This is a genomic window from Rhizobium sp. 01T437, assembly GCF_056398505.1.
Genome location: NZ_JBFTPM010000015.1, coordinates 60,233 through 86,665, shown reverse-complemented (window position 1 = coordinate 86,665; position 26,433 = coordinate 60,233). Strand labels below are relative to the sequence as shown.

General features: G+C 58.7%; 19 protein-coding genes. 11 read left to right on the top strand and 8 right to left on the bottom strand.

The annotated features are described in order from the left end of the window. On the top strand, nt 1-1,083 hold the full coding sequence (locus tag AC1DM5_RS26310) for a DUF917 domain-containing protein (protein WP_477820709.1): 1,083 nt from the start codon (nt 1-3) through the stop codon (nt 1,081-1,083). A gap of 138 nt (nt 1,084-1,221) precedes the next feature. On the opposite strand, the gene AC1DM5_RS26305 is transcribed toward AC1DM5_RS26310, so the two are convergent. Further along, entirely contained in the window at nt 1,222-1,539 is a 318-nt protein-coding gene (locus AC1DM5_RS26305) for a hypothetical protein (RefSeq protein ID WP_477820708.1), read from the bottom strand. A gap of 518 nt (nt 1,540-2,057) precedes the next feature. Here AC1DM5_RS26305 and AC1DM5_RS26300 point away from each other — a divergent pair. The 5 genes from AC1DM5_RS26300 to AC1DM5_RS26280 all read left to right on the top strand — a co-directional run bounded on the left by AC1DM5_RS26300 (nt 2,058) and on the right by AC1DM5_RS26280 (nt 7,468). Next, a complete protein-coding gene (locus AC1DM5_RS26300; protein WP_477820707.1) occupies nt 2,058-3,215 on the top strand; it encodes a Gfo/Idh/MocA family protein in 1,158 nt (385 codons plus the stop codon). 13 nt (nt 3,216-3,228) lie between these two features. Next, complete coding sequence (locus AC1DM5_RS26295; RefSeq protein WP_025669760.1) at nt 3,229-4,113, top strand: carbohydrate ABC transporter permease; 885 nt, start codon at nt 3,229-3,231, stop codon at nt 4,111-4,113. Next, nucleotides 4,110-4,967: a carbohydrate ABC transporter permease gene (locus tag AC1DM5_RS26290; RefSeq protein ID WP_025669759.1), complete on the top strand. Its 858-nt coding sequence runs from the start codon at nt 4,110-4,112 to the stop codon at nt 4,965-4,967. The genes AC1DM5_RS26295 and AC1DM5_RS26290 overlap by 4 nt, the downstream gene beginning before the upstream one ends. 76 nt (nt 4,968-5,043) lie before the next feature. Continuing rightward, complete coding sequence (locus AC1DM5_RS26285) at nt 5,044-6,249, top strand: ABC transporter substrate-binding protein (RefSeq protein WP_477820751.1); 1,206 nt, start codon at nt 5,044-5,046, stop codon at nt 6,247-6,249. A gap of 85 nt (nt 6,250-6,334) precedes the next feature. Then, nucleotides 6,335-7,468 carry an ABC transporter ATP-binding protein gene (locus tag AC1DM5_RS26280; protein WP_477820706.1) on the top strand — a complete coding sequence of 378 codons (1,134 nt, stop codon included), beginning with the start codon at nt 6,335-6,337 and terminating at the stop codon, nt 7,466-7,468. 16 nt (nt 7,469-7,484) lie between these two features. Here the strand turns inward: AC1DM5_RS26280 and AC1DM5_RS26275 are convergent, their stop codons facing one another. Genes AC1DM5_RS26275 through AC1DM5_RS26265 form a run of 3 tightly spaced genes read right to left on the bottom strand, consistent with a single transcriptional unit; the run spans nt 7,485 to nt 10,577 of the window. Next, on the bottom strand, nt 7,485-8,585 hold the full coding sequence (locus tag AC1DM5_RS26275) for a D-TA family PLP-dependent enzyme (protein WP_477820705.1): 1,101 nt from the start codon (nt 8,583-8,585) through the stop codon (nt 7,485-7,487). Further along, entirely contained in the window at nt 8,578-10,062 is a 1,485-nt protein-coding gene (locus AC1DM5_RS26270) for a M81 family metallopeptidase (RefSeq protein ID WP_477975987.1), read from the bottom strand. Before AC1DM5_RS26270 ends, AC1DM5_RS26275 begins: the two co-directional genes overlap by 8 nt. 29 nt (nt 10,063-10,091) lie before the next feature. Then, entirely contained in the window at nt 10,092-10,577 is a 486-nt protein-coding gene (locus tag AC1DM5_RS26265) for a hypothetical protein (protein ID WP_477820703.1), read from the bottom strand. A 111-nt stretch (nt 10,578-10,688) separates the two neighbouring features. Here AC1DM5_RS26265 and AC1DM5_RS26260 point away from each other — a divergent pair, with 111 nt between their 5' ends. From AC1DM5_RS26260 to AC1DM5_RS26240, 5 genes are all read left to right on the top strand, one after another. Further along, the gene (locus tag AC1DM5_RS26260; RefSeq protein ID WP_477820702.1) at nt 10,689-11,075 is read left to right on the top strand and encodes a RidA family protein; all 387 of its coding nucleotides are present in this window, start codon (nt 10,689-10,691) and stop codon (nt 11,073-11,075) included. 25 nt (nt 11,076-11,100) lie between these two features. Then, the gene (locus AC1DM5_RS26255; RefSeq protein ID WP_477820701.1) at nt 11,101-11,967 is read left to right on the top strand and encodes a MurR/RpiR family transcriptional regulator; all 867 of its coding nucleotides are present in this window, start codon (nt 11,101-11,103) and stop codon (nt 11,965-11,967) included. A gap of 20 nt (nt 11,968-11,987) precedes the next feature. Next, nucleotides 11,988-12,764, top strand: coding sequence for an SDR family oxidoreductase (locus AC1DM5_RS26250; RefSeq protein WP_477820700.1), 777 nt, complete (start codon nt 11,988-11,990; stop codon nt 12,762-12,764). A 28-nt stretch (nt 12,765-12,792) separates the two neighbouring features. Further along, entirely contained in the window at nt 12,793-14,709 is a 1,917-nt protein-coding gene (locus AC1DM5_RS26245; protein WP_477820699.1) for a beta-N-acetylhexosaminidase, read from the top strand. A 183-nt stretch (nt 14,710-14,892) separates the two neighbouring features. Next, nucleotides 14,893-16,167, top strand: a complete 1,275-nt coding sequence (locus AC1DM5_RS26240; RefSeq protein WP_477820698.1) for an MFS transporter — start codon at nt 14,893-14,895, stop codon at nt 16,165-16,167. A gap of 37 nt (nt 16,168-16,204) precedes the next feature. On the opposite strand, the gene AC1DM5_RS26235 is transcribed toward AC1DM5_RS26240, so the two are convergent. The 4 genes from AC1DM5_RS26235 to AC1DM5_RS26220 form a co-directional block, all read right to left on the bottom strand. After that, on the bottom strand, nt 16,205-16,834 hold the full coding sequence (locus AC1DM5_RS26235) for a hypothetical protein (RefSeq protein ID WP_477820697.1): 630 nt from the start codon (nt 16,832-16,834) through the stop codon (nt 16,205-16,207). 122 nt (nt 16,835-16,956) lie between these two features. Further along, on the bottom strand, nt 16,957-17,361 hold the full coding sequence (locus tag AC1DM5_RS26230; RefSeq protein WP_477820696.1) for a hypothetical protein: 405 nt from the start codon (nt 17,359-17,361) through the stop codon (nt 16,957-16,959). Nucleotides 17,362-17,498: 137 nt separating this feature from the next. After that, a complete protein-coding gene (locus AC1DM5_RS26225; protein ID WP_477820695.1) occupies nt 17,499-18,146 on the bottom strand; it encodes a hypothetical protein in 648 nt (215 codons plus the stop codon). Next, a complete protein-coding gene (locus AC1DM5_RS26220) occupies nt 18,127-26,115 on the bottom strand; it encodes a hemagglutinin repeat-containing protein (RefSeq protein ID WP_477820694.1) in 7,989 nt (2,662 codons plus the stop codon). The genes AC1DM5_RS26225 and AC1DM5_RS26220 overlap by 20 nt, the downstream gene beginning before the upstream one ends. Nucleotides 26,116-26,433: the final 318 nt, after the last annotated feature.

Here is a 26,433-nt window from a genome sequence, read left to right as displayed (position 1 = left end):
ATGAAGACGTTGAGAACGATCCATGCAGAGGATCTCGAGGACATCGCGATCGGCGGCGCCATTCTCGGCACGGGTGGCGGCGGCGATCCCTATGTCGGCAAGCTGATGGCGCAGGAAGCGATCCGCAAGCATGGCCCGGTCAAGCTTGTCGATGTCGACGAACTGCCGGACGACGCGCTGGTCGTGCCCGTCTGCATGATGGGCGCTCCGACCGTCATGACCGAAAAGCTGCCCCAGGGCGACGAACTGATGAATGCCTTCCGTCAACTCGAGAAAGTGCTGGGGCGAAAGATCGACGCGGTTCTTTGCGGCGAGGCAGGCGGCATCAATTCGACCACGCCTTTCGTCGTCGCTGCAGCAAGCGGCCTGCCGCTCGTCGATGGCGACGGCATGGGGCGCGCCTATCCCGAACTGCAGATGGAGACCTTTACGCTGCACGGCGTCTCGGCAACGCCGATGGTGCTTTGCGACGACAAGGGCAATTCACTGGTTCTGGAAACCGTGAGCAACGGCTGGACGGAACGCCTGGCGCGCGCCGCAACTGTCGAAATGGGCGGTTCTGCCTTGCTTGCCTTCTATCCCATGAGCGGAGAGGTGGCCAAGAAGGCGGTTGTGCGCGGGACGCTGTCGCTTTGCGTTAACCTTGGCCGAACACTTCGGGAAACCCGAACAGCACATGCCGATCCGGTGGCTGCCATCACCAAGTTGCTCGGCGCGAGCATCCTCTTCCATGGCCGCGTCAAAGATGTCGATCGCCGCACCATCGGTGGCTTTGCCCGGGGCAGTGCGCGTTTCGATGGGCTCGACGAATGGAAAGGCCACGGCTTCAGGCTGGATTTCCAGAACGAATTCCTGATGGCTGAGCGCGATGGCAAGATAATCTGCACGACGCCTGATCTCATCACGCTGCTGGAGGCTGAGACGGGGGCTCCCGTGACCGCAGACTCCTTGCGGTATGGATTGCGCCTCGTGGCGCTTGCCTTCCCGTGTAACCCGCAATGGCAGACACCGGCCGGGATCGCCTTGGTGGGGCCGCGGTACTTCGGTTACGATACGGATTACAAGCCTTACGCGTTCACCTAGGTGTGGGATGGTTTGCTGTGATGGTTGGAGCGTAGCGATGGTTCGAGTGTTCAGCGCGGCTTTGCATGCGCTGAGCACCGAAGTTGGGGCGCTTTCCGCATGACTGCCCAGCTTTAACCGTATGGTCTGTCCGGCGATCTACGGAATGTCTCTCGACTCTAGCTCCGGGCAGCTTGCCTCGTTTCCGAAGGTGATCTCCCTGCGATCCCCGTTAATGGTCAGCCCTCTGAAGGTCAGCACATTCTCGTCGCGATAGACAATCTCGCTGCGGTAAATGCCGGCGCGTATTGCTCTGTTCCTGGCCCGACTGACGTTGCACTGCCCGATCGGCGGCGTCACATGCCAATTGGATGTGCCTTGCGTGTCGGTCTGCCAGCCGCCAGCAGAAGCAAGCGTCGAACTGGCGAGCAACACAAATGCTGAAAGTACAAATTTTGACGACAATCGAGATTTCACGATCTTACTCCGAGGCAATTCCGCTATCGATGCCTCTGCTATTATCTGAAATTGCTCGATAGATCATCCGACGACGCCCTGATCGGCTCTGACTTCTCGGGGAATGGTGAACAACCACTCTAACAACACGCTTCCTTTTTAGCTCGGGTTCATCCGTTGCCGACTTATGTTGCTGCGTCGCAGTAGCGGGTTTGGGAGTCTGAGGTTCGGCTATGATTTGGGTATGGATTTTGGTTCCATAAGATAGATTATGCGATCTCTGTACGTGGCGGGGTACGTTCTATTTTGAAGTGCGACAGTTGGGCCAGTTAGAGATGCGACAGTCTCGCCTCTCGACGTTCTGGTCAATGCCAACGTTGGGAGAAAGGATGAGGACCTTCAACCTAGTCGAGAACCCATGAGCAAATTGATGAAAATTAATTTCATCAATTTGCTCTGAACCCCGTTTTCAGTTGACGCCCTCTGATTTTTGTCCCAACCTGAAGAAAATAAATTACGAAATTGGGAACGACTTTAGCATGAAAGTGGGAATCATAGGGCTGGGATTCCGGCTCGGCTATCTTGGCTATGTCTTCAAGGCTATCGACAGCAGCTTCGAGATCGTCGGTTACGTCGATCCGGACCCCGCGGGACTTCCCGGATTGACGGAAAAGGGCGTTTCCGCCGGCAAGGCCTATGGCTCGCCGCAAGAGCTCCTCGCCTCCGAAAAGCTCGATCTCCTGATGATCGGCTCTCCCAATCATATGCATCTCGATCATATCCGCCTCGGTCTTGAGGCTGGCCTCAAGGTCTTCTGCGAAAAGCCGATCGTCACCACGATCGCCGAGAGCATCGAACTTGCCCATCTGATGGCCAAGTTCGGTCATGAGCGGCTGATGGTCGGTCTCGTGCTGCGCTACTCGCCGCTTTACAAGGACCTGCGCGCCGTCCAGGCCGAAGGCAAGCTCGGCCATATCGTTTCGATCGAAGCCTCTGAACATATCGAGCCCTATCATGGCGCCTTCTTCATGCGCGACTGGCGCCGTTACGAGCGCTATTCCGGCAGTTTCATGCTGGAAAAGTGCTGCCACGACCTCGACCTTTATAATGGTGTGATTGGCGCCCGTCCCGAACGCGTTGCAAGCTTCGGCGGCCGCAAGAGCTTCATTCCCGCTAACGACCCCGCGCGCGAAGGCATCAACGATCTGGAACTCTTCCACCGCAAGCCGAGCGGCTGGATGGGTTCGGACAAGGTGTTCGACAGCGACGCCGACATCATTGATTATCAGGTGGCGATCGTCGAATACGCGAATGGCGTCGGCATGAATTTCCACACCAATCTGAATGTTCCCGACCAGTTCCGCCGCTTCGCCATCATGGGCTCGCGCGGCATGGCCGAGGGCGACTTCGTCCGCGGTTATCTCGATGTCCACGAGCAGCTGACCGGCAACAAGATTGTCGAAAATAGATATGCCGCGACCGAGCTGTCGCAGCATTACGGCGCCGACGAGCAGATGGCGGCTGATATTCTGCAAAGCGTGCGCATCGGTTCGGAACTTCCGGTCTCCACGCTCAACGCATTGGAGGCAGGCATCCTGGCACTTGCCATGGATGAAGCCCGCATGAAGAAGGCCGTGATCGACCTTCGTCCCATATGGGACCGGTTCGACGAGGCGCTACACGCCAGAGCGGCCTGAGGAGAACGGCAAGATGAGTGCTCAGAAAAGTGCCGTCATCTTCGCCTGGATCCTTCTCCTTCCGGCTGTCCTCTATGTGCTCGCGATCGTCGCCTATCCACTGGTCGACACGTTCATCCTGTCTTTTACGGATGCATCGCTGCGCAAGGTGACGAACTGGGTCGGCTGGGTCAATTACGAGAAGATCTTCAATTCCACCTTCGCGGAAGTCATTGTCCGAACTTTCATCTGGACCTTCTTTTCGGTCGCCCTGAAGATGATTATCGGCACCTTCGGCGCCTCCATGCTGAACGCCGCCGTGCCCGGCCGTTCATTGTTTCGACTGCTGACCATGCCGCCATGGATCGTGCCGATGGCAATCGGCATCTTCATGTGGGGCTGGATGTATAACGGCCAGTTCGGGATGATTTCCGGATTGTTGCAGCGCTTCGGCCTCGTCGACGGTCCGGTCGCCTTCCTCGCCTATGGCAGCACCGCCTTCTGGGCGACGATCGTCACCGACGTCTGGATCGGCGTGCCGCTGGTGACGATCTACTTCCTCGCCGCGATCCAGTCGATCCCGAAGGATCTCTATGAAGCAGCATGGACCGACGGCGCCGGCCGCTGGTACCGTTTCCGCCGCATCACGCTACCGCTGATGGTTCCGGCCATCATCACCATGTCGATGCTGTCACTGATTGCGACCTTCAATTCCTTCGACATTATCTGGATCCTGACGCAGGGTGGTCCGAGCGGCGAAACGACGACGATGATCATCGATACCTATCAGACGGCGATCGGCTCGAAGAAATACGGCGAAGGGGCAGCACGCGCGGTGCTGATCTGCATCTTCCTGTCGCTCTTCTGCTTCGCCTATTTCCGCGTCACCCGCCGCCTCAATCCGGAGAAGCGCGCATGAGCAGCCGCCCCATGATCGATCGCTACAGCTGGTGGGAAATCATCCTCATCTATTGCGGCATAGCGCTCTTCCTCTTCTTCGTGCTGTCACCCTTCGTCGAAGGCTTCCTGGTCTCGCTGAAGCCGCTCAGCCAGCTCTTCTCCTCGCCCTACCGCTTCTGGCCGGAAAACGGCTCGTTCGAGGCCTACCGGACGATGTGGATCAGCGTACCGGGCTTCGGTCGCTACATCTTCAACTCATTCTTCATCTCGATCATCGTCACCGTGATCGTGCTCTGCCTCGTCATTCCGGCATCATATGCGTTCGCGAAGTTCGAGTTCAGGGGCATGGGCATTCTGCTCGGCGCCTTCCTCACGGTGAACATGTTCTCCGGCGCCGTCCTGCTCATCCCGCTCTTTCGCCTGATGCGCAGCATCGGTGTTCTGAACACCTATCTTGCGATGATCGTGCCGGGCGTCGCCTTCCTGATCCCTTCGGCGATCTGGCTGCTGCGCACCTACATGATCCGCATTCCACAGGAACTGAACGAAGCGGCCTACATGGATGGCGCCAGCCATTTTTACACGCTGCGTCGTGTCATTCTGCCCATTGCGATGCCGGGGATTATCGTCGTCGCGATCACCACCTTCATCGGCGCCTATGCCCAGCAGTTCATCTTCGCGCTAACCTTCAACTCGAAGACCGAATATATGCCCCTGCCGGTGGGACTCTTTGCTTACTTCGGCAAGCAGGAGGTCATCTGGAACGAACTGATGGCGGCCTCCTTCGTCGGCATTGCGCCGGCGATGATCGTCATCTTCTTCCTTCAGCGCTATCTCGTCGGCGGTCTCACCGCCGGTGCGGTGAAACAATAAGACCAAAAATAAAGAGTGAACAGCTAACAACGAGAATGGGAGTAACGACGTGAGCATTACCATCAAGACAGGCCTTATGGCGCTCGCCCTGCTTGGTTCGACGGCACTGACCGCGGTCACGGCCCAGGCAGCCGACAAGGAAATCAGCTGGATCTACTGCGGCGACACGATCGACCCGATCCACACCAAATATATCAAGGAATGGGAATCCAAGAACGCTGGCTGGAAGGTCACGCCGGAAGTCGTCGGTTGGGCGCAGTGCCAGGACAAGGCTACGACACTGGCTGCCGCCGGCACGCCGGTCGCCATGGCCTATGTCGGCTCGCGCACACTGAAGGAATTCGCTCAGAACGACCTCATCGTTCCCGTTCCGATGACCGATGACGAGAAGAAGGGCTATTACCCGCATATCGTCGACACGGTCACCTTCGATGGCAACCAGTGGGGCGTTCCGATCGCCTTCTCCACCAAGGCACTTTACTGGAACAAGGATCTCTTCAAGCAGGCCGGCCTCGACCCCGAGACGCCGCCGAAGACCTGGGCTGAAGAAATCCAGGCGGCAAAGATCATCAAGGAAAAGACCGGCATTCCGGGCTTCGGTCTCTCCGCCAAGACCTTCGACAACACGATGCACCAGTTCATGCATTGGGTTTACACCAACAATGGCGCGGTGACCGATGCCGAAGGCAAGATCACGCTTGATAGCCCGCAGATTCTTGCTGCACTGAAGGCCTACAAGGATATTTCGGCCTATGCCGAAGAAGGCCCGACCGCCTATGAGCAGAATGAAGTCCGCGCCATCTTCCTTGATGGCAAGGTCGCGATGATCCAGGCCGGCTCGGGTGCCGCCTATCGCCTGAAGGATACGAAGATCAACTGGGGCGTCACGACGCTGCCGCTCGGTCCGGATGCCAAGGGTGCAGGCACGCTACTGATCACCGACAGCCTTGCAATCTTCAAGGGCTCTGGTGTCGAGGACAAGGCGATGGAATTCGCCAAGTACATCACCTCGCCCGACATCCAGGGCGAATACGAGCTGCAGGGCGGCGCCGGCCTCACCCCGCTGCGTCCCTCCGCAAAAGTCGACGAATTCGTTGCCAAGGACCCCTTCTGGAAGCCGTTCATCGAGGGCATCAGCTACGGTGGTCCCGAGCCGCTCTTCACCGACTACAAGGGCTTCCAGAACTCGATGATCGAGATGGTCCAGTCCGTCGTCACCGGCAAGGCCGAGCCTGAAGCCGCACTGAAGAAGGCTGCCGGCGAGATCGAGGCCTTCAAATAAATCGACGTCGAGGATCGCAGGTCGACGATCTGCGATCCTCACCGACCAATTCATGCGCGTTCAGGCCGGGACCGGAGACAGATTTTTGGGACAGCTTCAGCTCAACAAGGTTCAAAAATTCTATGGCGACTACGAAGTTCTCAAAGGCGTCGAGCTCGACGTCAGGGACGGCGAGTTCGTTGTCTTCGTCGGGCCTTCGGGATGCGGCAAGTCCACCCTCCTGCGCATGATCGCAGGTCTTGATGCGACGACCAAGGGCGACATCATCATCAATGGCGTCAGGGTCAACGACCTGCCGCCGGTCAAGCGCGGCATCGCCATGGTCTTCCAGTCCTATGCGCTCTACCCGCACATGACGGTTTTCGAAAACATCGCCTTCCCTCTTCGTGTGGAAAAGATGGAGGAGGAAAAGCTCAAGGCCAAGGTCGAGAATGCCGCACGTATCCTGCATCTCGAAACGAGGCTGCAGCAGAAACCCGGCATGCTTTCCGGCGGACAGCGCCAGCGCGTCGCGATCGGCCGCGCCATCGTCCGCGAGCCGAAAATCTTCCTGTTTGACGAGCCGCTGTCCAATCTTGACGCCGCCCTTCGCGCCGACATGCGCATCGAACTTGCCAAGCTGCACCGGCAGCTGAAGGCGACGATGATCTATGTGACGCACGACCAGGTGGAAGCCATGACAATGGCCGACCGCATCGTCGTGCTGGATGCCGGCAATATTTCACAGACCGGCGCACCGCTCGAGCTCTACCACAAGCCCGCCAACCAGTTCGTCGCCGGCTTCATCGGCAATCCGAAAATGAATTTCCTGCCTGTCACCTGCACATCCGCAAGCGAGGCAGGCGTGACCGTGGACTATCGCGGCCAGACGGCAACCCTGCCGGTAGCGCCGCGCGACGGTATGGTCGGTAAGCCGCTGACGCTCGGCATCCGGCCGGAGCATATCCAGCTCAGCTCCGGCGACATTTCGCTGACGGTGACGCCGAGCGTCATCGAACGGCTCGGCGCCAATACTGTGGCCTATGCTGCGCTCGGTAGCGAGACAGAGAACTTCTGCGCCATGCTGCCCGGCAGTGTCGGCATCCGCGCAGACGCGCCGGTTGCCGTCGGCATCAACGCTGCCGATTGCCATCTCTTTGATGAAGACGGTGTCGCCTTCGAACGTCGCGTCGAGCTTACCGATATCGACATGAACCTGCTGGCACCTGCAACGGCCTGAACGGTCGATTGATCAGTTACCAGACGAGCCCGCGCGCGGCGACGTCCTCGACGCGCGTGACGACGCCGTTGCGATGGAAGACCATCGTGTCGAACAGGTTCGAAACCACGCATGTGTGGTTCGGGATGATGAAGAGCTTTTCGCCGATCTGCGGCCGAGCACTAGCGCAGGCCGTAAGGTCGATGACACCGTGCTCTTCCGAGAGGCTGGTTATCCTCGCCTCGGGATATCCGACGACCAGGCCGAAATCGGCAAAGCCCTGAAGATCGGAGGTCAGCGCCTTCGAGCCTGCGTCGATAACGGCGCGGTCGGCATTCGGCCGCGACACGACGGTTGCCAGGATGTGCATTGCGCAATCGTCTTGCGTGCAATGTCCCATCCGGATCATCTGACGGTCATTGTAGATATAGGTCCCTGCCCGATGCTCCGTCGCCGATTTGACCAGATGCGCCTGAAAGAGACTGGGCGTGCCGCCATTGCTGACGATCGGGCAGGCAATTCCCTCTTCCGCCAGCTGTTTCAGCGTAGCCTGGATGAAAGCCTCGACGGCATCGGCAGCCTGCGGCTTCGGATAGGTGAGGATGCCACCGAATGTCAGCCCGTCGGCAGCAGCGATGCGTCTGGCGAGCGAGACCGCCTGTTCGGGCGTCTGGACGCCGCAGCGCGCGCCGCCGGTATCGCATTCAACGAGAACGGTTAGCGGTTTGCGGCCGGAAAAATGCGCAGAAAGGCCGTCGACCGTCACGTCGCTGTCAGCAACGACCTTGAGACCCGAAATGCGATCGTTCAGGGCAACGAGCCGTTCGAGCTTCGGGGTTCCGATTATATTGAAAGTGATCAGGATGTCTTCGAAGCCGGCTTCGGCAAAGACCTCTGCCTCAGTCACCTTCTGGCAATTGATGCCCTTGGCGCCGGCCGCAACCTGGGCCGCTGCGAGCGCTGGTATCTTGTGCGTCTTGATATGCGGGCGGAAATTCAGCCCATGCTCGTCCATATAGGACTGGACCCTTGATATGTTGGCAGCCAGCTTGTCTTCGTCGATGATCGGGCGGGGCGTGGAAAGATCCGCGATCCTGTCTCCAGCCTTGGCGACGACGGCAAACCGGTTGTCATGCATCTCGGGCAGCTCCGCGTTCGGTTCCATGAGGATCGGCCACGATCGGCCAGATGGTCTTCGGCGCCCGGCGATAGTTGGTCGTCGCCGGATTGTTGGGATAGGGGGTCCCTGCCGAACAGTAGAGTATTTCAGCGGCGATCTTCGAGAAGGATGCGAAGAAATGGTTGGTCGATTTGATCACCAGGATCTTCTGCTTGGTCGGATCGATGCCCATCACTGAAAACAGGCTCGGATCGAAGCTCTGARCCCGCGTCGAGTTCAGGATGATGTCGATACCATCAAGAACGATATGCGCCGCATCCCCGAAAGGTGCGAGGCTTTCGCCGAACTGCATCTCGGCATTCTTCACCAGTTTGACTACTTTCACCATGCCGTCGACGGGATTGCCGGTTCCCGGCGCTGATTTCGCGCCGAAGCGCAGGGGAATTTCCGCCCCCTCGCCTGCTGCAAAACAGATCTGGACGGCGGTCGGATCCCAGATGGTCCCGACCGCGGCACTTTCCACGCCACGGGCCAGAAGCTCTTCGAGAATGACGGTGGCATCGCCAGCGGTGCCGCCACCCGGATTGTCCCAGACATCGGCAATCACCACCGGCCAGGCTCTGGCAGCCATCGCTCGCGATACAGCTTCCTTCTCGTCGATCTGCGGCACCATGAAGGTGCCGCGCTTTGAAAACAGCTCCATGCCGAGTTCACGCGCCAGGGCCGCCCCCTTCTGCGGATTGTTGTCGGTGACGACAAGCAGCTTGGTGCCCATCTCGGGCACGTCGCCGACCATGAAGCCGTGGACGACGGAGATCGACAGGATTTCCGGGTCTTCCTTCTCGATCCGCATGATCTTGTCGACGAAGGAGCGCATCGGATCGCGCGAGGTCGGGAAGACATCGATCATCCGGCAGTCGAATATCGAACTGACCGGCTTTACCCTGCCCTCGAGCGCGTCGGCGGCGATGCGCCAGAGATCCTCGGCGCGGTCGACGAAATCCGTATGCGGAAATTCCTTGAAATAAACCGCGAAATTCAGCGCCTCGATGCGCTTCCTGGTCAAATGGCTATGTGGGTCGAGCTCGGCGCAGATCAGCACATCAGCCCCGACGATGTCGCGGATGCGGGTCAGGAGGTCGCCTTCCGTGTCCTCATATCCCGCGGCCACCATCGCCCCATGCAGGCCCATCACCACGGCATCGACAGGCATTGCGGCACGGAGCTGGTCGAGAATTTCGTCTCGCAGCCCTTCATAGGCCTGACGGTTGACGAGGCCGGCCGGGTCTGCCCAGGCTGCCGTGCCCTCGATCAGTTCCCAGCCCTTCTTGGCAGCGACCCGGCGGCCAACCGTGATCGGCGCGGTGCAGAGTGTGGGCGTTTCCGGATGCTGGCCGGGCGGGGCATAAAGAGACGCTTCGAAAGCGCGGCGATCCACACAGATCGGAGAAAACGTATTGGTTTCGGTCGCCAGTGCTGCCGTGAAAATGCGCAAATGAGTTGGCCTTGTTTTGCGGTCCCGCCTCAACCCATCGGGTTCGGCAGGTAGCCGGTAAATCCGCAGATTTTCCACCGTCCCTCGTGGAGCCTGCAATAATAGAGCGTCTGCCACTGCATGATATCGCGGGTGCCGTCACTCTTCGTCAGGCCGCCGTCGAACTTCTTGCGGACAAGCGCCATGTCGCCCTCGATCTCGATGTCCTCGAGCGTCGTGGTGGTGAAGATCGCGGTGCGGGCATCCTCGGCGAAGCTTTGTGTCGCAAAATCCTTTGCCTGTCTCAGCCACTCGTCGCGATAGGCCGAAAGTGCGGGGAATGCCAGGCGCCACTTGTCGGGGCTGACCTCCTTGCGGCCATCGATGCCGATGAAGCCTTCCTCAACGAAATCATCTTCGACCATCGACCAGTCGGCTGCCAGAAATGCGTCGATATCGCGGGGCACGAGCATCTCCCAGATGGCGTGTCGTGCAGTATCGGAGGACGGAAAAGGATTCTTGAAAGGATCACGCATCGTCGCTCCCGATTTAAATTCTTTTCATAAATGGCGTTTTTCACTGGTCAAAATCTGCTTTCTATGGTCCCTTGTCAACTTATCAAGAAAATAATTTGCAGGGATCCCGACATGTCCATCAAGCGATATGGCACTGTTCAGACCGGCGCCGGCGGCAAGCCGCTGCCTTTCGCACGCGCGGTCGAGGCAGATGGCTGGCTCTATGTTTCCGGCCAGGTGGCGATGGAAAACGGCGAGATCATCGACGGCAATATCATTGCCCAGACACATAAGACGATCGCCAATGTGCTCGCCATTCTCGACGAAGCCGGATACGGCGTCGAGGACGTGGTGCGCGTCGGCGTCTGGCTGGACGATCCGCGCGACTTCTGGACATTCAACAAGATCTATCAGGATTATTTCGGCGCACATCCGCCGGCCCGCGCCTGCGTCCAATCGTCGATGATGGTGGACTGCAAGGTCGAGATCGACTGCGTTGCCTATAAGAAAAAGAGTTGACTGACGGATCGGCGGGAGGATCGGCTTGGATATCTTTTCCACATTGCAGGAAGACAGGAGCCGGCTCTCCGCCTCCGAGAGCCGCATCGCCGACATCATCGTCAACGATTTCGAATTCGCGGTGAATGCCTCGATCATCGAACTCGCCGAACGCGCAGAAGTCTCGCCGCCGACGGTTACACGTTTCTGTCGCCGCCTTGGCTGCGACAGCTTTTCCGATTTCAAGGTGCAGCTTGCCCGCACCGCCCATGTCGGCGTGCGTTACCTGAAGCCGGAATCAAAGAGCAGTGATCCGGCCGATGTCGCTCAGGATATCATCACCAAGGCGCAGAACGCCCTTTTTCTGTTGCACCGCTCGCTGGACCTGACCGCGATCGAGGCCGCTGTTGCGCAGATCGCCAAGGCGGAGATGATCTATGCCTTCGGATCGGGCGGCAATTCTTCGATGATCGCCGATGAGCTGCAGAATCGGCTCTTTCGCCTTGGTCTCAGGATCACCTCCAGTTCCGACCACAGCATGCAGTTGATGATGGCGGCAGCGGCGAAGGCCGGCGATGTGATCATCGGCTCGTCTTTTTCCGGACGCAATGCCGAGCTGGTGCGGGCCTTTGCGCTGGCACGCGAAGCCAAGGTCAAGACCATCGCGCTGACACAGACCGGCAGCGCCGTTGCCAGGGCTGCCGAGATCGTCGTGCCGATCGATATCCCGGAGGGAACAAACATCTATCGCCCGACATCGACGCGCATCGCCTATATCGCCACCGTCGATATCCTGGCGAGCCTTGTCGCCTACGCCATCCAGCCGAAGGCGACAGTCACGCTGAGGCGCATCAAGCAACAGCTCATCACCTACCGGGACGGCGACGACGACAAGCAACTGCTCGGCGATTGATCAAGGGAAGGAAGCGGCAAATGACGCAATCAGTGGCCATCGTCACGGGAGCAGCAGGCGATATCGGCGTGGCGATCGCTCATCGGCTCGCCGACGATCATGACATTATCCTGCTCGCGGACATCAATTACGACGCTGCGGCAGCCGTTGCCGGAAAACTCGGACCATCCAGCCGCTTCGTCGCCGTCGAATGCGACGTGACCAGCGAGGCAAGCGTTACGGCTCTTGCCGGGCGCGCGGCCGGGCTCGGCAGTCTGCGCACGCTCGTCAACAATGCCGGTGCTGCCCGCGCCGTCAGCCTGCATGATACGACGCCGGAGATCTGGCGTGCCGACAATGCGCTCAATCTCGAAGCGGCATTTCTCTGCTTTCGGGCCGTCGAAGACCAGCTGAAAGCGTCGCGGGGCTCCATGGTCAACATTGCCTCGGTCAACGGCATGAACGTGTTCGGGCATCCGGCCTACAGCGCCGCCAAGGCCGGCCTTCTGCATTTCACCCGGCTGGTTGCGGTCGAATATGGAAAATTCGGCATCCGAGCGAATGCCGTTGCCCCCGGAACGGTGAAGACACAGGCCTGGGAAGCCAGGGCGGCCGCCAATCCCAATGTGTTCGAGGATGCCCGTCGCTGGTATCCGCTGCAGCGCGTGGTCGATCCGAAGGACGTCGCCAATGCCGTCGCCTTCCTGGCCGGGCCGCAGGCTGCGGCGATTACCGGCGTCTGCCTGCCGGTCGATTGCGGCCTGACAGCCGGCCAGGCCGAGCTTGCCCGTACTTTTTCCCAGTCCGAGCACTACTGAAAATCACAGACACCGAGAGGAACGAGATATGAAACCGGCCGACTATCGCCTGGAAGGCAGCTGGAACCCTGATGGCGGACCGAATGGCGCCTTCACCTTCACGCTTTTCAATCTTTCCAGTAAGGCGCTTTCCGGTTTCAAGCTTGTCTACACCTCGCTCACGCGGGTCATCGATGCCGCCGCGTGTGGCAATGCCACCTTTCTCAGACGCAACGCCAATTTTCATGAATTCGAACCGCCGGCCGGACTGATCCTCGCTGCCGGCGCGAGCTGGACCTTTACAGTCGCCGGCCTGCACCGCCCGGCGCGGCATTGCACTGATGGCGCCAAGTCCGCCTATCTGACGCTGTCTTCCGGAGAGCATGTGCCGGTCGCCGTTTCCGATCTGCTGCTCGAAGGCCGCACCAGTGAGCCTCCGCCCGTGCTTTTGCCCGAGGGCCGGCTCGACCTGCCTTTTGCACTGCAGCCGTGGCCGGCCGAAATCGATGCGAAGCCGGGCGATAGCTTTCCGGTCATCCTCTATCCGGAGGGTGCCAGCGCAGACGAATTGTCGGCAATATCCGCCTGCATTTCGCTAACCCGCCGCCTTTTCGAAAGCGACCATTCGGTTTTCAATCTGGTCGCCTCGCCGCAGGGCCGCGCCCTTACCTTCAGCAAGGACGCCTCGCTCGACACCGAAGCCTACCGGCTGACCTTCTCGGCCGATTGCGTGACACTTTCCTATGGCGGAGCTGCTGGGCGCCAGTATGGCCTGACCTCGCTCGCACAAATGCTGAACGGCGCGCGAGTAAGCAAGGGCAAATTCCGCTTCCCGGTTTCCGGTACCATTTCCGATCGGCCCCGCTACAGCTGGCGCGGCTGCCATCTCGACGTTTCCAGGCAGTTTTATCCGGTTGCCGACGTCAAGCGGCTGCTCGACATCCTTGCCTGGTTCAAGCTCAACATCTTCCACTGGCATCTGACCGATGATGAGGCCTGGCGCCTAGAGATCAAGGCCTATCCGCAGCTGACGACAACGGGCGTGTTGCGAGGCCCGGACGAACCGCTGCTCCCGCAGCTCGGCAATGGCGCCGAGCCGGTCGGCGGCTTCTATTCGCAGGACGATGTCAGAGACATCGTTGCCCATGCAAGTTCCCTTCATGTCGAGGTCGTGCCGGAGATCGACATCCCCGGCCACAATGCGGCGACGCTGGTTGCCCTGCCCGATCTGACCGACGGCCAAGAAGCGCCAGATAGCTACCATTCCGTTCAAGGCTATCCGAACAATGCCCTGAATCCTGCCGTGCCGCTGACCTACGAATTCCTGGAAAAGGTCTTCGACGAAATGGTCGAGCTGTTTCCCTCATCCTACATCCATATCGGCGGCGATGAAGTGGCGAACGGCTCCTGGCTCGCCTCACCTCTTGCCAAAAAGCTGATGGCCGAAGAAGGCATTTCCGGCACCTTCGGGCTGCAGTCCTATTTCCTGAAGCAGATCAAGACGATGCTCGACAAGCGCGGCCGCAAGCTCGCAGGCTGGAACGAAGTCGCCCATGGCGGCGGGGTCGCGGCGAAGGACAGCCTCTTGATGGCCTGGGAAAATCCGCAGGTCGGCATCGAGCTTGCCGAACAAGGCTATGACGTCGTCATGACGCCGGGCCAAGCTTACTATCTCGACATGGTCCAGGCCGAAGCCTTCCAGGAACCGGGCGCGAGCTGGGCAGGTACGGTACCGCCGGCCCACACCTATGCCTATGAGGCGGCCGGCGAATTCCCGGAGGAATTGAAGCATAAGCTGAAAGGTGTTCAGGCCTGCATCTGGTCGGAGCACTTCCTGTCGTGCGGCTATTTCAACCGCCTCGTCTTCCCGCGTCTTCCGGCAATTGCCGAAGCTGCCTGGACCCCGAAAGCGTCGAAGGATTGGGACCGTTTCGCTGCGATCGTGGCACTCAGCCCAAAGCTTTGAGCTGGCAACGATGAAGATTGACATCGGAGTGATAATCGCCAGCCCTAACCGAGGGTTTGGTCGGTCAAGGCATCGAATATCGGATGAGCGTCAGGCCGGCCGCTTTGTCTTTCCCTTGAATCAGGATTTCGGCTACACGCTGCATGCGTGCCTTCCCACCCTCAGGCGCGACCGAGATTGATCATGACGATCCTTGTGCGGACGCGGTTTCCCCCGCCCGCACAAGGATCGCCTCAAAGCCAGCTGGCGACGATAATGAACCGCTTGATTCCCGACGTTTTCCGTAATCCTGCAATCCGGGTGAGCATGATCGCCATCTTCACGTTCGGATTTGCCGGAGCAACGACGACCCCCTATCGGTCCGTGGTCGGCATCCGCGAGCTCGGCCTGTCCAATGAACTCTATGCTGCGCTGATCTTCGCCGCAGCGGCGGTCAACGTGATCGTCAGCATTCTGCTTGGCAATCTTGCCGACCGGCTCGGTGAGTATCGTACGATGATGCTTGTTGCGGCGACCTTCGGCGTTGTCGGTTATGGGGCGGTCTTCTTCTTCCCGACGCAGGACATATTTGTCCTCAGCGCGCTTCTGCTACTGCCGGTCTATGGTTGCCTGAACTCGTTGCTCTTTGCCAATGTCCGTGCCGCAGCCCATGGAATGGCACCGGCTGACGTGGCGACCGTCAATTCCGGCGTACGGGCGATGATCTCGCTTTCCTGGGTCCTGGTTCCTGGGCTCACGGGGGTCCTGCTCTCCTCCTCTTCGACCATGTTGCCAGCCTATCTCTTCGCCGCTATTTCCTGTCTGGTGTGTGTGGGGCTCGTCGGCTTCCTATTGCCCCGACAGAGCGGCACGGATCGCGCTGCCACCCACCATCTCTCCTATCTCGCCGCGCTCGGCCAGGTGATTTCCCCGAAAATCTTCAGCCGGATCACGGCCATCGCGCTGATCAGCAGCACATTGCATGTGAACGACGCCATTTTCCCCCTCGTCGTAACCGGCGCTGCCCGCGGCACGGTCGCCGATATCGGTATTCTGGTCGGGATCGTCGCCCTCCTCGAGGTGGTCTTCATCATCGTCTGGTCACGCCTGCTGCGCCGGATCAGCCAACTCGCAGCCCTTGCAGCCGGGGCATTGATCTATGCCGCCTACCTGCTGCTTTTGGCTTTTGCCCACGAGCCCTGGCATGTCTACGCCCTCACCTTGATCAGCGGCATCGGCGCGGCGTCACTGATCTCCATTCCAATCACCTATCTGCAAGATTTGATCGCCGAGCGGCCCGGTCTCGGCAGCGCGCTGATTTCCGTCAACATCTTTCTCAGCGCCGGACTGAGTGCTCTTCTCTTCGCCGCTGGCACAGCCATCACCAGCTATTCCGGCACTGCGGTGGTCAGTGCGCTGTCTGGTCTTCTCGGGATCGCTTGGCTGCTGTTTCTCGACAGACGCCGGTGCTCGTTCTGAGGCTGGAATTCGTCGGATTTCTCTTCCCTTAGACCGCTCAGTGACGATTGCTGTTCGCCTCATGGTGATCCTTAGGCTTGTCTGCCTTCGTCGATACGACCAAACCGCCGGGGATGTTGACTTCCATGTTTATCGGCGAAAAGTCAGTAATTTTTCGCGCAGACCCTTCCGGTGATGGTGCTTCCTCATATTGCCATTCACCTTTGGGAGCGACGCTTGGCATTTCCAAACTCTGAGCTTTTTCGTCAACTCTGCTTCTGTTGATGTATACAAAAGTGAGAGTTGCAAGGAACATACAGTTCACAAGCACAACAATCCCGGAATTCCAAAACAATAGCCACATCGCCATTGAACCCTGAACGATAAACAGAAGATTCAGCAATCCCAGGAACAACTCCCAAATAGCAACCAACACATATATTGTAGCCCACTGCCCACTTGAGAATAAAGATCCATCCTCTTTGAGAAGTGATCGCGGAATAGCTCGAAAAATGGCAAACGTCATAAAGACTGCGGCAAATGATATCGCTCGCAGCGTCGGCTCTAGTATGGCTTCTCGAATTGCTTGATCAAAATAGTATTCTGACTTAATCCATTCCCAAAACAGGTCCCATGGAGGTCTAGTGGTAATAATATTAAACGCGATTCCTATGGGAAATACGATCATCCAAAATCGCCAGAGTAGGGACCAGTATACTCTGAAGTAGCGTTTTGCGGATATCATTATATCTGGACTTCTTTTCTTAATATACCAGAGCCCGATCGAAAAAAGGCTTGGCGCCTGCAAAATCAGTCGATGTAGAAGGCACCAACATAGAGAAACAGCAGCAGAGGCGAGAATATGTCGGAGAGCTCTGCCGGCTTCACTCTCATCGCGTCGAGGATCTTTACACCGCTCGCTTCGATATTTTTCTCAAGATATTGAATGACATCGTTGAGGGCGAGGCCGAATTGGTCGCTGACGACTGCGCCGTGGAGATGCTTCGCCAAGTTCTTGGCATCCTCGTCTGTTACCAACTGCCCGTCACTCGAGTCGTACCTGCCTGTCCATTCGTCGGTACCATCCCAATCCTTCGGTGCGATGGTACCGGCCGGTTGCCAACCAAATGTCTCTGCACGGGTGAGCATGACGGCCCAATGGCGATAGGTTAGCTTAATCGTATTGCCTGCGTTGTTGCGAAGATCTACACCCATTGGAAATCCCTGAAGGCAAGACTGGATCAAAATCTGGTTTCTTCATTTGAATTTAATTAAAATATTTTTCCAAGCAGAATACCCTTATTAAAATCTTGTTCAGCGCCGTTATATTCAATCGTATACCCGCCAGGGCGCTAGCCATTCGAGAAATTGGTAACAGCCCAGAAGTCTTCAGCCGTGCTTCTAACCCAATAGCGATGCGATGTCGGGATCATATGCTCAAAATCGCCTTCGGCTCCCCACCAACCATCAAGCACGACCGTTTCATAGGAACGACCATGCACCATATGCATAAATATTTTGCGGTCGTAATTAATGTAGAACTTCGGCAGTTTCGAAAACAACCGCATCCGAAGCTGAACAAGTTCTTCCTGCATCGGCGTGTTGAAGGAAAGCTCCACCTCCATTGCCGTGGACAACTTAGCACACTGGCCCTCGTCTTCCGCGAAGAACTCCCGGCGCAGCGAGTCCGTTGAGACAACCTTGGCGGTTTCACTATCCCGATAATGTGGAAAGAGAGCCTCGGTAAGCTGTGGAATGCCGTTGCGAAATTCGCTCTGTAGCTTCTCGTTCCACTGTTGGGCGGTTAAACCAGCAGGCATAAATCTGCGATACCGTTGCTCGGTACACATGGCATCAATGTTTTTCTGTTGATCAAGGGTAAAGTAGTCAGGCCAATCAATTAGCCAAATAGCTTCACCTCGATGGATGATAAACCCGATACACTGCTCTCTTGAAAGCAGAACTTTGCTTAATTCGCGATCAATTTCCGCCAAATTCATTGAAGAACTCACTCTGAGTAAGAACACGGCCATTTGAGGAACCACGGACCATAAGCTCGGAATATGCTCGGTTTAGCTCAATGGAAATTCCGGGCGTACTGGTATCAGTGAGCTTTACGCCAGCACCTGAATTTCCTTGTTGAGGAACCAGATCATCCATGATCTTGTTGTGAGTAGTTCTATTCACTTCGAAAACCACAACTGAACCGTCGGGGCGCTTGTTGCTCAGATAATAGGCGGCATGATCGGAATTGCTAACGCTAACACAAATTGAACCCGTACATCCCGGCGCAATTGAAATCGACCCATCCGCATTTACCATCAACGCATTCCTGCTCGTCGCACTAGCTGAGCCGCCGCCCTGCACCCTAAAATAGGGAACTCCATCTGGAACGTCGGGTAAACTATTTGGGGTAATAGCCGCTTTCTGGACTGCGGCGATATCATCATAAAGTGCACCGCTAGGCCCAGCAATGACAGTCGTGCCTTGGGCGTCTTGAACATAGACAAATCCGCTTGGCAGACCAACGATATCTTTGCCGGCAGAACCTGCGCTGGACAGTGGGTTATACCCGTCCGGCACCGTCACCTTGGTTCCGTCGGACGCTGTAATGGTGCGCGTGCGTCCGCTTTGGGTGGTGCTGTCGGCAAGAATCTGGTCCAACGAGTTGCGTTCAGCAGCTGTCAGACGGTCCGGATACCTCCATTCAAACACCGCCTTACCGCCTGCGGTGAAGCCGGCGACGACTGCACCTACGTCGATGGCGCTTTGAAGCTTGAGAGCGGCATCGCCCGAAAGGCCACCTGCTCGCAGCATCTGCACGATACCTGGGTCGGTAATCACGCCGGTAACGGATTGCTCTATGTCGCCATAGAGATGGCTGCCCGATGATGCTACTCCCAGCCCACCGGCAAGAATGGGCAAAAGAGTGCCATCGGACAGTACAATCATGACTCCGGCACCAACGAGGCCGGCGCCGTCAACCACAGCTCGAATCTTGCCCAGATCCTTGGTGGACTGGACAACACTCTTGATAATGTTCTGCCTAGCCTGCTCCGGCTTGATTTGCCCGACCAGCATCGCTGTGAACTGGTCAGCGACCGTGTGATCGAGGCGGAGACCGCTATCTACGGCTTCATAATAGCTTGCCATGGTAGGTGTGGGCGCTGTTCCGGCGGAAGGGCCACGCGGATTATTTTGCATCCAGTCAAGTTCTGCATCGACAGTTGCATTGAACTCGTCCAGATCCTTCATCATCGCCTTGCAGGTCGGCGTTGCTCCCTTGCTGCATTCCGCTATCAGGTTCTTTGTGTTTGTGGCGGACTCCTGAACGAACGCATCTACTTGAGCTTTGAGGGATTCGTATCCAGCGCAATTGCTGATGACACCCCGACAAGCCGCGAGGGCCTTGCCGATTTCGATGGCTTTTGCCAGACGCTCGTGCGTGAGATAGTTGTATTGATACTCCGCCACACCATAGGCGGCGCCATCTACGCCACCAATGGCTCCCGCAATACCCGCCATCAGGCTGGCACCGATCAACTTTGCAAGCGCTTTGCCTTCTGGCGTCCCTTCATATTTCGTGCCCTTGAGCATACCCTCGACGAGGTCGGCTATGGCCGGTGATAGTAGTGTTGAGGTAGCCCCACCGAGAGCAGCCTTGAAAGCGCCCTCCCAGCCGTTGACGCCGCCGAGAATGCCGCCGCCTATGGCGTGTAATGCAGCTCGACCAACGCCACCCGGTTTCCAAAAATCCTGCTCCTCCTTGGTCGTCGCTTTCAGCATCAGATCGTTGGCGATATCTCCGACCAAAGTGGCCATGGTCTTCTGCGCTTCCTGCAGATCGGCCTGCGTCTTGTATTGATCACGCAAGATGTCCTGCAGGTCCGGCAGGCCGGGCAGCGAGGTGTTGGTGTTATCGGTGTCGCGGCGAATCGTGCCAATGTCCTGGGTCTGATGGGCCGGATCGGTGATGGTGATGCCGATATTGCCGCCGACGGCCGAATACGCCGTGCCGGTGGCACTCTCTCCGTCGTTGACCTTTGCCAAGCTCAGGCCACCGGTTCCGATCGACGCACCGTAAGTATCTGCCTTCCAGCGCGAATGGGTGCCGATGTCGGTGGCATCGAGCGTGCCGGTCTCGAGACGGTTCAGTCGCGCCGGCGCCTGACTGGTAAGCAGCCCGCCGACGAGCGTCGTCTTCTTGTCAACGGTCAGATCGAGACCGCCAGTGCCTGCGTGAATGCCGGATTGCTCGGAGACGATAGCTGCATTTCCATCGGCCTTTTGCGTTGCGCCGGAAGCGCTGAAGCCGCCGCCGATCGAGCCGGAGAGATTGAGTTGGCGGGCGCCGGCTGTGGCCGTATCCACTACGCTTTCGACCGTCAGGTTGCGAACCGCGACAATCACCGAGTTACCGGTGACGGTGGCGCCCTTCAGGGCGAGATCGTTGGTGAGTAGGGCGACGTCGCCGCTGCCGCCGATATGGGTGTTGACGTACGTTAGCCCCTTCGTGCCGGCATTACCCTTGCCGTAAGAACCGCCGACCTTGACGCCGAGCGTGTCGCCGCAGCCGCCCTTTGTGCCACACTCCCAGCCGACACCGACGCTGAAGCTATAGGATGAGTTCTGGCTCGATGTTTCTGACGTGCCAGTCGCCGCATTGAGGTTGATGTTGCCATTCTGCGCAGACAGAAGGATATCGCCAGCCAGTGGGTCGCCGGAGAAACTCGGCAGGCCAAACTCGTTGTAGCCGGCTGCGATCTGCGCACCTTCACTGGTGATCGAGCCGTCCTTGGCCTCCACAGTGATAGCGCGTCCGGCCTGAATACCGGTGACGACAGGCGTCGAGGACGACGAAGACGAACTGCTTTCCTGTTGATTGACGCCGGCCGACAGCGAGACCGAGAAGCTGAGGCCCTTCGCGTCGGGAGACGTGTCCTTTAGCTGCTCATAGGCGCTCTTCAGGCCCTGGTAACCCTGATAGAAACCGAGACCGGCGATCGCCGTGTTCGTCAGCGCGTTGACGCGGCTGTCGCCGGTCAGCCGCTCGGCCGAGTTCATGATGCTCTGGGCGGCGCTTCCCAACTGGCTGGAGACGCTGAGCGTCACACCGGCGAATGTCTTCTCGTGGATATCCTCATAGTTGGTGACGTCGTTGGCCGACAGAAGATTGATATCCTTGGCAGCAAAGAGATTGACGTCGCGATCGGCTGAGGCTTCAACCGCCTGCAGATTGACGTTGTTGCCTGCTGAGATGTTGAGGTCGCGGCCGGCGGTCAGGAGCGAGGCAGCGTTTGTATTGGACCCTTGCGCCGTCTTGTCGGTGCTCTTCTGTGCACCGATACCGACCGAGAAACCACCGTTGCCAACAGAAAAGGAGATGCCGAAGCCCGACTTCTTTTCCTTTTCCGATTGGGCGAAGCTTTCCGCACCAGGCGTCACGTTGACGTCGCGGGCCGCCGACAGATTGATGTCGCGATCGGCGGTGACGGAAGAGCCAATGATGTTGAGATCGGTCTGCCGGGCGGTTACGGTTACATCCGTCCCAGCCGAAAGCACCGAGGCGACGTTGAATTCGGAGGCCTGGCTCTTGTCCTTCTGCTCCTTGCCCCAGAGCGAGATGAAGCCACCTCCGGAACCGGCAAACAAGCCGGACTTCTTGCTGCTGCTTTCGAGCTGGTGCTGTTCCTCGGCGCCGATGATGGAGACGCTGTCGCCGGCAAGGCTGATCGCATCGCCAGCAGTGACCTTCGAGCCGGCGATGACGGCGTTTCCAGCGGCGTTCAGATTGATGTTGCCGGACGCAGAGAGCTCGGAGGCGACCGTTGCTTCATCATAGCTGTGGAGCGTCGAGCTCTTCTTCGACAGGAAGCCCTTGCTTGAGGAAGCCTGTTCGAACTCCGTCGTTTCCCTGCCGGAGGCGATCAGTAGATCGCCGCCGGTGGTTACATCGATATTGGCCTTGTTGGTGTCATCGCCGGCCGTCACCTTGGAGGCGGAAACGACGGTGTCGCCGCCGGAGGTGATCGAGACCCCCTTCCCGCCGCTGACCGACGATCCGACCACCGTCTGCGTCTCGGCATGGCTGGTCGCCTTCTTGCCGCCGCCGAACAGGCCGCCCTTCTTCTTGTAGCTGTAGTCAGTCGTGGTGGTCTCGACGGCTTCGGCGATCGTCACGTCGCCGGCTGCCTTGAGGCCGAGCGTTCCGTCGGCGGCAACCGTGCTGCCGATGACATTGAGGTTGCCGCCGGCCTCCGCGGCGATCGAACCGCCGGCGGTGATCTCCGAACCGGTCGCCGTCGTCTCGATGGTAGTTGTCGTGCTGCGCCGGTCGCGCTTCGTCCTGGTCGTCGTCTTCCCGGTCGCGGAGATGTTGATATCGCCGTTCGAGTTCAGAGCGAGATTGCCGCCGGCCGCCACTTTCGAGCCGGCGACGAGAATGGCATCATCCCCCTTGATCGAGAGATTGCCACCTGTAGAGACCGAGCCGTTGACGATCGAAACATTGTCGGCGGTGAGGCTGGCGTTGCCGCCCGCCTTGAGGCTGCCGCCGGTGGCTGCGATCGACGTGCCGGAGACGGCAAGATTGCCGTTTGAGGCAATCATCCCGGAAGTGGCAAGAACGCCCACATCGATGGTGACATCTTTGCCTGCGATGACAGCGCCGGCCGAGGCAAGCCGCTCCTTGTCGCCGGGTGCAAGATGCAGCACCGGGGCAAGCACGCTCTTGCCATCCACCACTTGCCATTCGTAGACGACGACGGATTGGGTGAGGCTGGCAATCTCTTCTGCCGTCAGCGGCTCGCCAAGCGTATGCTGATGTGCTCCGAGATAATCGGCCCCGTTGTCGAGCAATTGCTTTATCTGGGTGACCGTATCATCGCCGGCAAAGCCGGAGCCGGTCAGCTGTCTCAGCTGCTGCTCGACATACTGGTTCTCGAAATAGGCGTCGCCGAGGAACAGGATCTCATGATCCGGCTCGTAGCCGATACGATCAAGGAAATAGCTGGAGCCGTAGAACTTCGACACATCGAGGAAAGCGGCGCGGGTCTCGAACAGGAAAGACTGGCCGGGGATGGTGCCGCCAAAGCCGCCGGACTGCGGGGCTGCAACGCCGCCGAGCGTGAAGAGAGCCCCGCTCGCCGTCATGCCGGCCAGCAATGTAGTCGGATCGCTCGAGCGTGCAGGCGCGGCAACCGCGACATGGTCGGCGATCGTTCCAGCAAGGGCGGTATTGTTGACGGCGGCAAAGCCGCTGATGCCGAGCGTTCCCCCTGAACGGATCGTTGCGGGAACGCCGCCGATCGCCGTGACACTCTCCACCGTGTCGCCAGGGAAGAGATCCTTCGACGGATCGCGCGTGCCGAACGGGTTCGCTTCGTAAGTCGTGACTAGATAGCCATCGCCGTTGCCGCCGGTATCGCCGGTCATCCGCTCCTTCCACTCCTGCGCGACGAAAGCGGGATAGTACTGGCAGCCTGCTGTTGCATCACATGTCATCAAAACCGTGCGCTGCAACTGCAGGCCAAGATTGGTCAGTGTGCCGGTGCCGGTGAGCGTCATGCCCGTGCCAGCTTCGATGGCGCTATAGGCGTTGGTGAGATCGACGGTGTTGATCGAGAGTATGTTGCCGGCCTTGATCAGCGCCGCCGGGCTTCCGTACGAAAGAACCCGGTCCTCGGCAACATTCCGGTAAACGTGGTGATCGGTATCTGCCGTGATGTAGATTGTGCCGTTGTATTGGATACCGTCGCTCGGAGAGCAGGTCCCGCAAAGCCTTCCCTTAAGACTGTCATAGGCGGTGACGGGCGTGCTGGAAATCAGCTGGCTTGTGACGGTAGGGGCGACAATCTTTTCGTTGCGGAGATTTGCCGTGACGATCGCCATGTTACGGTCTGCTGTGATCAGGCCGGACCGGTTGACGATGGCAGCGTTGCGCGCTCCGCTGGCGTTGCCGGCAATTTTAAGATCACGACCGGCGATAACAGCGCCCTGATCGTTGGCGAGCACGCCGCCGACGAACAATGCCGCGTCATTGCCGGCATAGACCAGCCCAGTAGCGGTGTTGGTAAGGTTGCCGGAGACGTTGATCGTGAGATCGTTGCCAGCGGCAAGCTGGCCGGCATTGGTCAATTGCGGGAGGGACAACGTCAGGTCGTGGGCAGCCAGCAGATTGGTGGAGCTGGTGATGGCAAGGCTGCCTGCGGCGATGGTGATGTCGCCGGAGCCGCTGATACCGCTGGCGGCACTGCTGGAGGTCACCGCATTGAGCCGCGTGCCCGTCAGATCGGCTGCCCCGGAGGAGGCAAGATCGATGCCGCCGAACGTCAGCTGACTGCCGGAGAAATTGGCGCTTTCGGTATCGATATGCAGCGTGCCCGAGGTGGCAAGCCCGCTCCGGTTGCCGGAGAGATCGACATGTCGCTCATTGATCGTGATGTCGCCGCCGGCGGCCGTGCGTTTGTCGAGGCTGATGACACCTGAGAGCGACGACAGCGATACGGCCTCGTTTGCCTCCATGCTGCCATAGCGGATATTGCCGCCGGCCGAGGCCTGCAAATTGCCGCCGGCAAGAACGCCGCCCGAGAGCCCAAGATCAAGACCGGCGAGCAGAGCTATATCGCCCTGCGAAAGGAACGTGCCTGCTGTGATCGCGCCGGAGGTGGCCGTCGCCGACAGGGTCGCGCCGGACTGTGCCGTGCCGGTGATGGCGATGGTCCCAGCTCCTGACGACAGCGACATTGGTCCCGCCGCTGCCGCCTCGGTCAGGACAAGGTTGCCATCGGCCAGGACACTGAGGGCGCCATTGCCGGCAAGTATGCCGCTGACGTCGACCAGACCTGTCCCGCCATCGATGAGGATATCCTCTTCAGCCCCAACCGATCCCAGACTGACATCCTTGCCCGCCTTGATCGATACCGCCTTCTTCGAGGTTAGCCGGCCCGCCGTCACGCTCCGCTTCGAAGTGAGGGCGACGCCTCTGTTGCCCGACGCGTTGCCGATCGAGATCTTGCCGTCCGACGACAGCGAAAGTTCTCCGACATTGGCCGCCATGTCGGCGCGCATGCGCACACCTGCGCCTTTTTCCGTGACGACCATCTTGATGCGGCCGGCCTGCATGGCGCCGAGTGCCGAGCCGTCGATTGCGTATTCTGGTGTTCCCGATGTCGCGTCGAGGGCTGTTGACTCGCCGGTCGCGTAGTCGAACTTGCCTTGACCCGCCGTCAGGCGTAGGTCCTTGCCATAGACCGGGCCGTCGACCTTTATGGTGCGGGATATGACGTCGAAGATGTCGACCGCACCGTCGCCGGATGCGAAGTTCGCGCCCTTCAGGCCGAAGGTGACCTCCCCATCCCTGACCGTGAAGCCGTTCAGCCGTCCGTCAGCGCCGATATCAGGGGCGCCCGTCGTCAGTGTGGCGTGCGGTGTGTTGATGAAGCCGCAGCCGTCGCAGGTGATGCCGTTCGGATTGGCGATGATGACATCGGCCCGGCCGCCAAATACCTCGACCGGCCCTTCCAGTGCGCTTCGATTGCCGCTGGTGACTTCATTCATGATGACCGAAGCCGGGCCGATGTTGCGCAGGTTCGGATTGCCTGGCGTGACACCGCCGAGCTTGGACGTTCCGACCTCGCCATTGTGGTTGTTCAGGATCAGACCGGGTGTGCCGACATTGAAGTCGCCATATTTATTGTGGGAGAGACCGGCGCTGTTTGGCGTGACGATATCGATTAAAAGAATGCCGTTTGGCGCCGCGCCGATGCCAGGACGGTTTGCGGCCGGTGCTCCGGCATCCGGCGTTACCTGCTGGGCCTGCAGCAAGGCCGGCTGAAACAGGAGAAGGCCGCTGAGAAACGTCGCAACTGCCTTGCGCGCCAGACCGGAGGAAGTACGCCGATCCTTGCGCTTCGTGGATCCAACGGGAATTCCGCGCCAAACGGAAAAAAGCAACCCGGACTTGCTCATGCTGTCACAACCTCTGCCAAACCAACCCGGTTGCAATGCAACAAACGGGCAATCAGGCAATGCGACAACTTAATGGCGAGAGTCAACGTGCGCGAGAAAACTGTTCAATCTTAAGATGATGATTTCCTTAATATGATGCTGACGATTTCAGGAAATACCTGTCGGAATTTGTTTTTTACATTAAATAGATTTAGGTAAATCAATCTGTTAGTTGCAATGACAGCGTCGAACCTGCCGCAGAACCCGCGATATGAGGCGCGAGCAACCTTTTGTTGAGACGGCGTTAAGTTTGGCGAAAGATTCAATCTTTACGAGGTT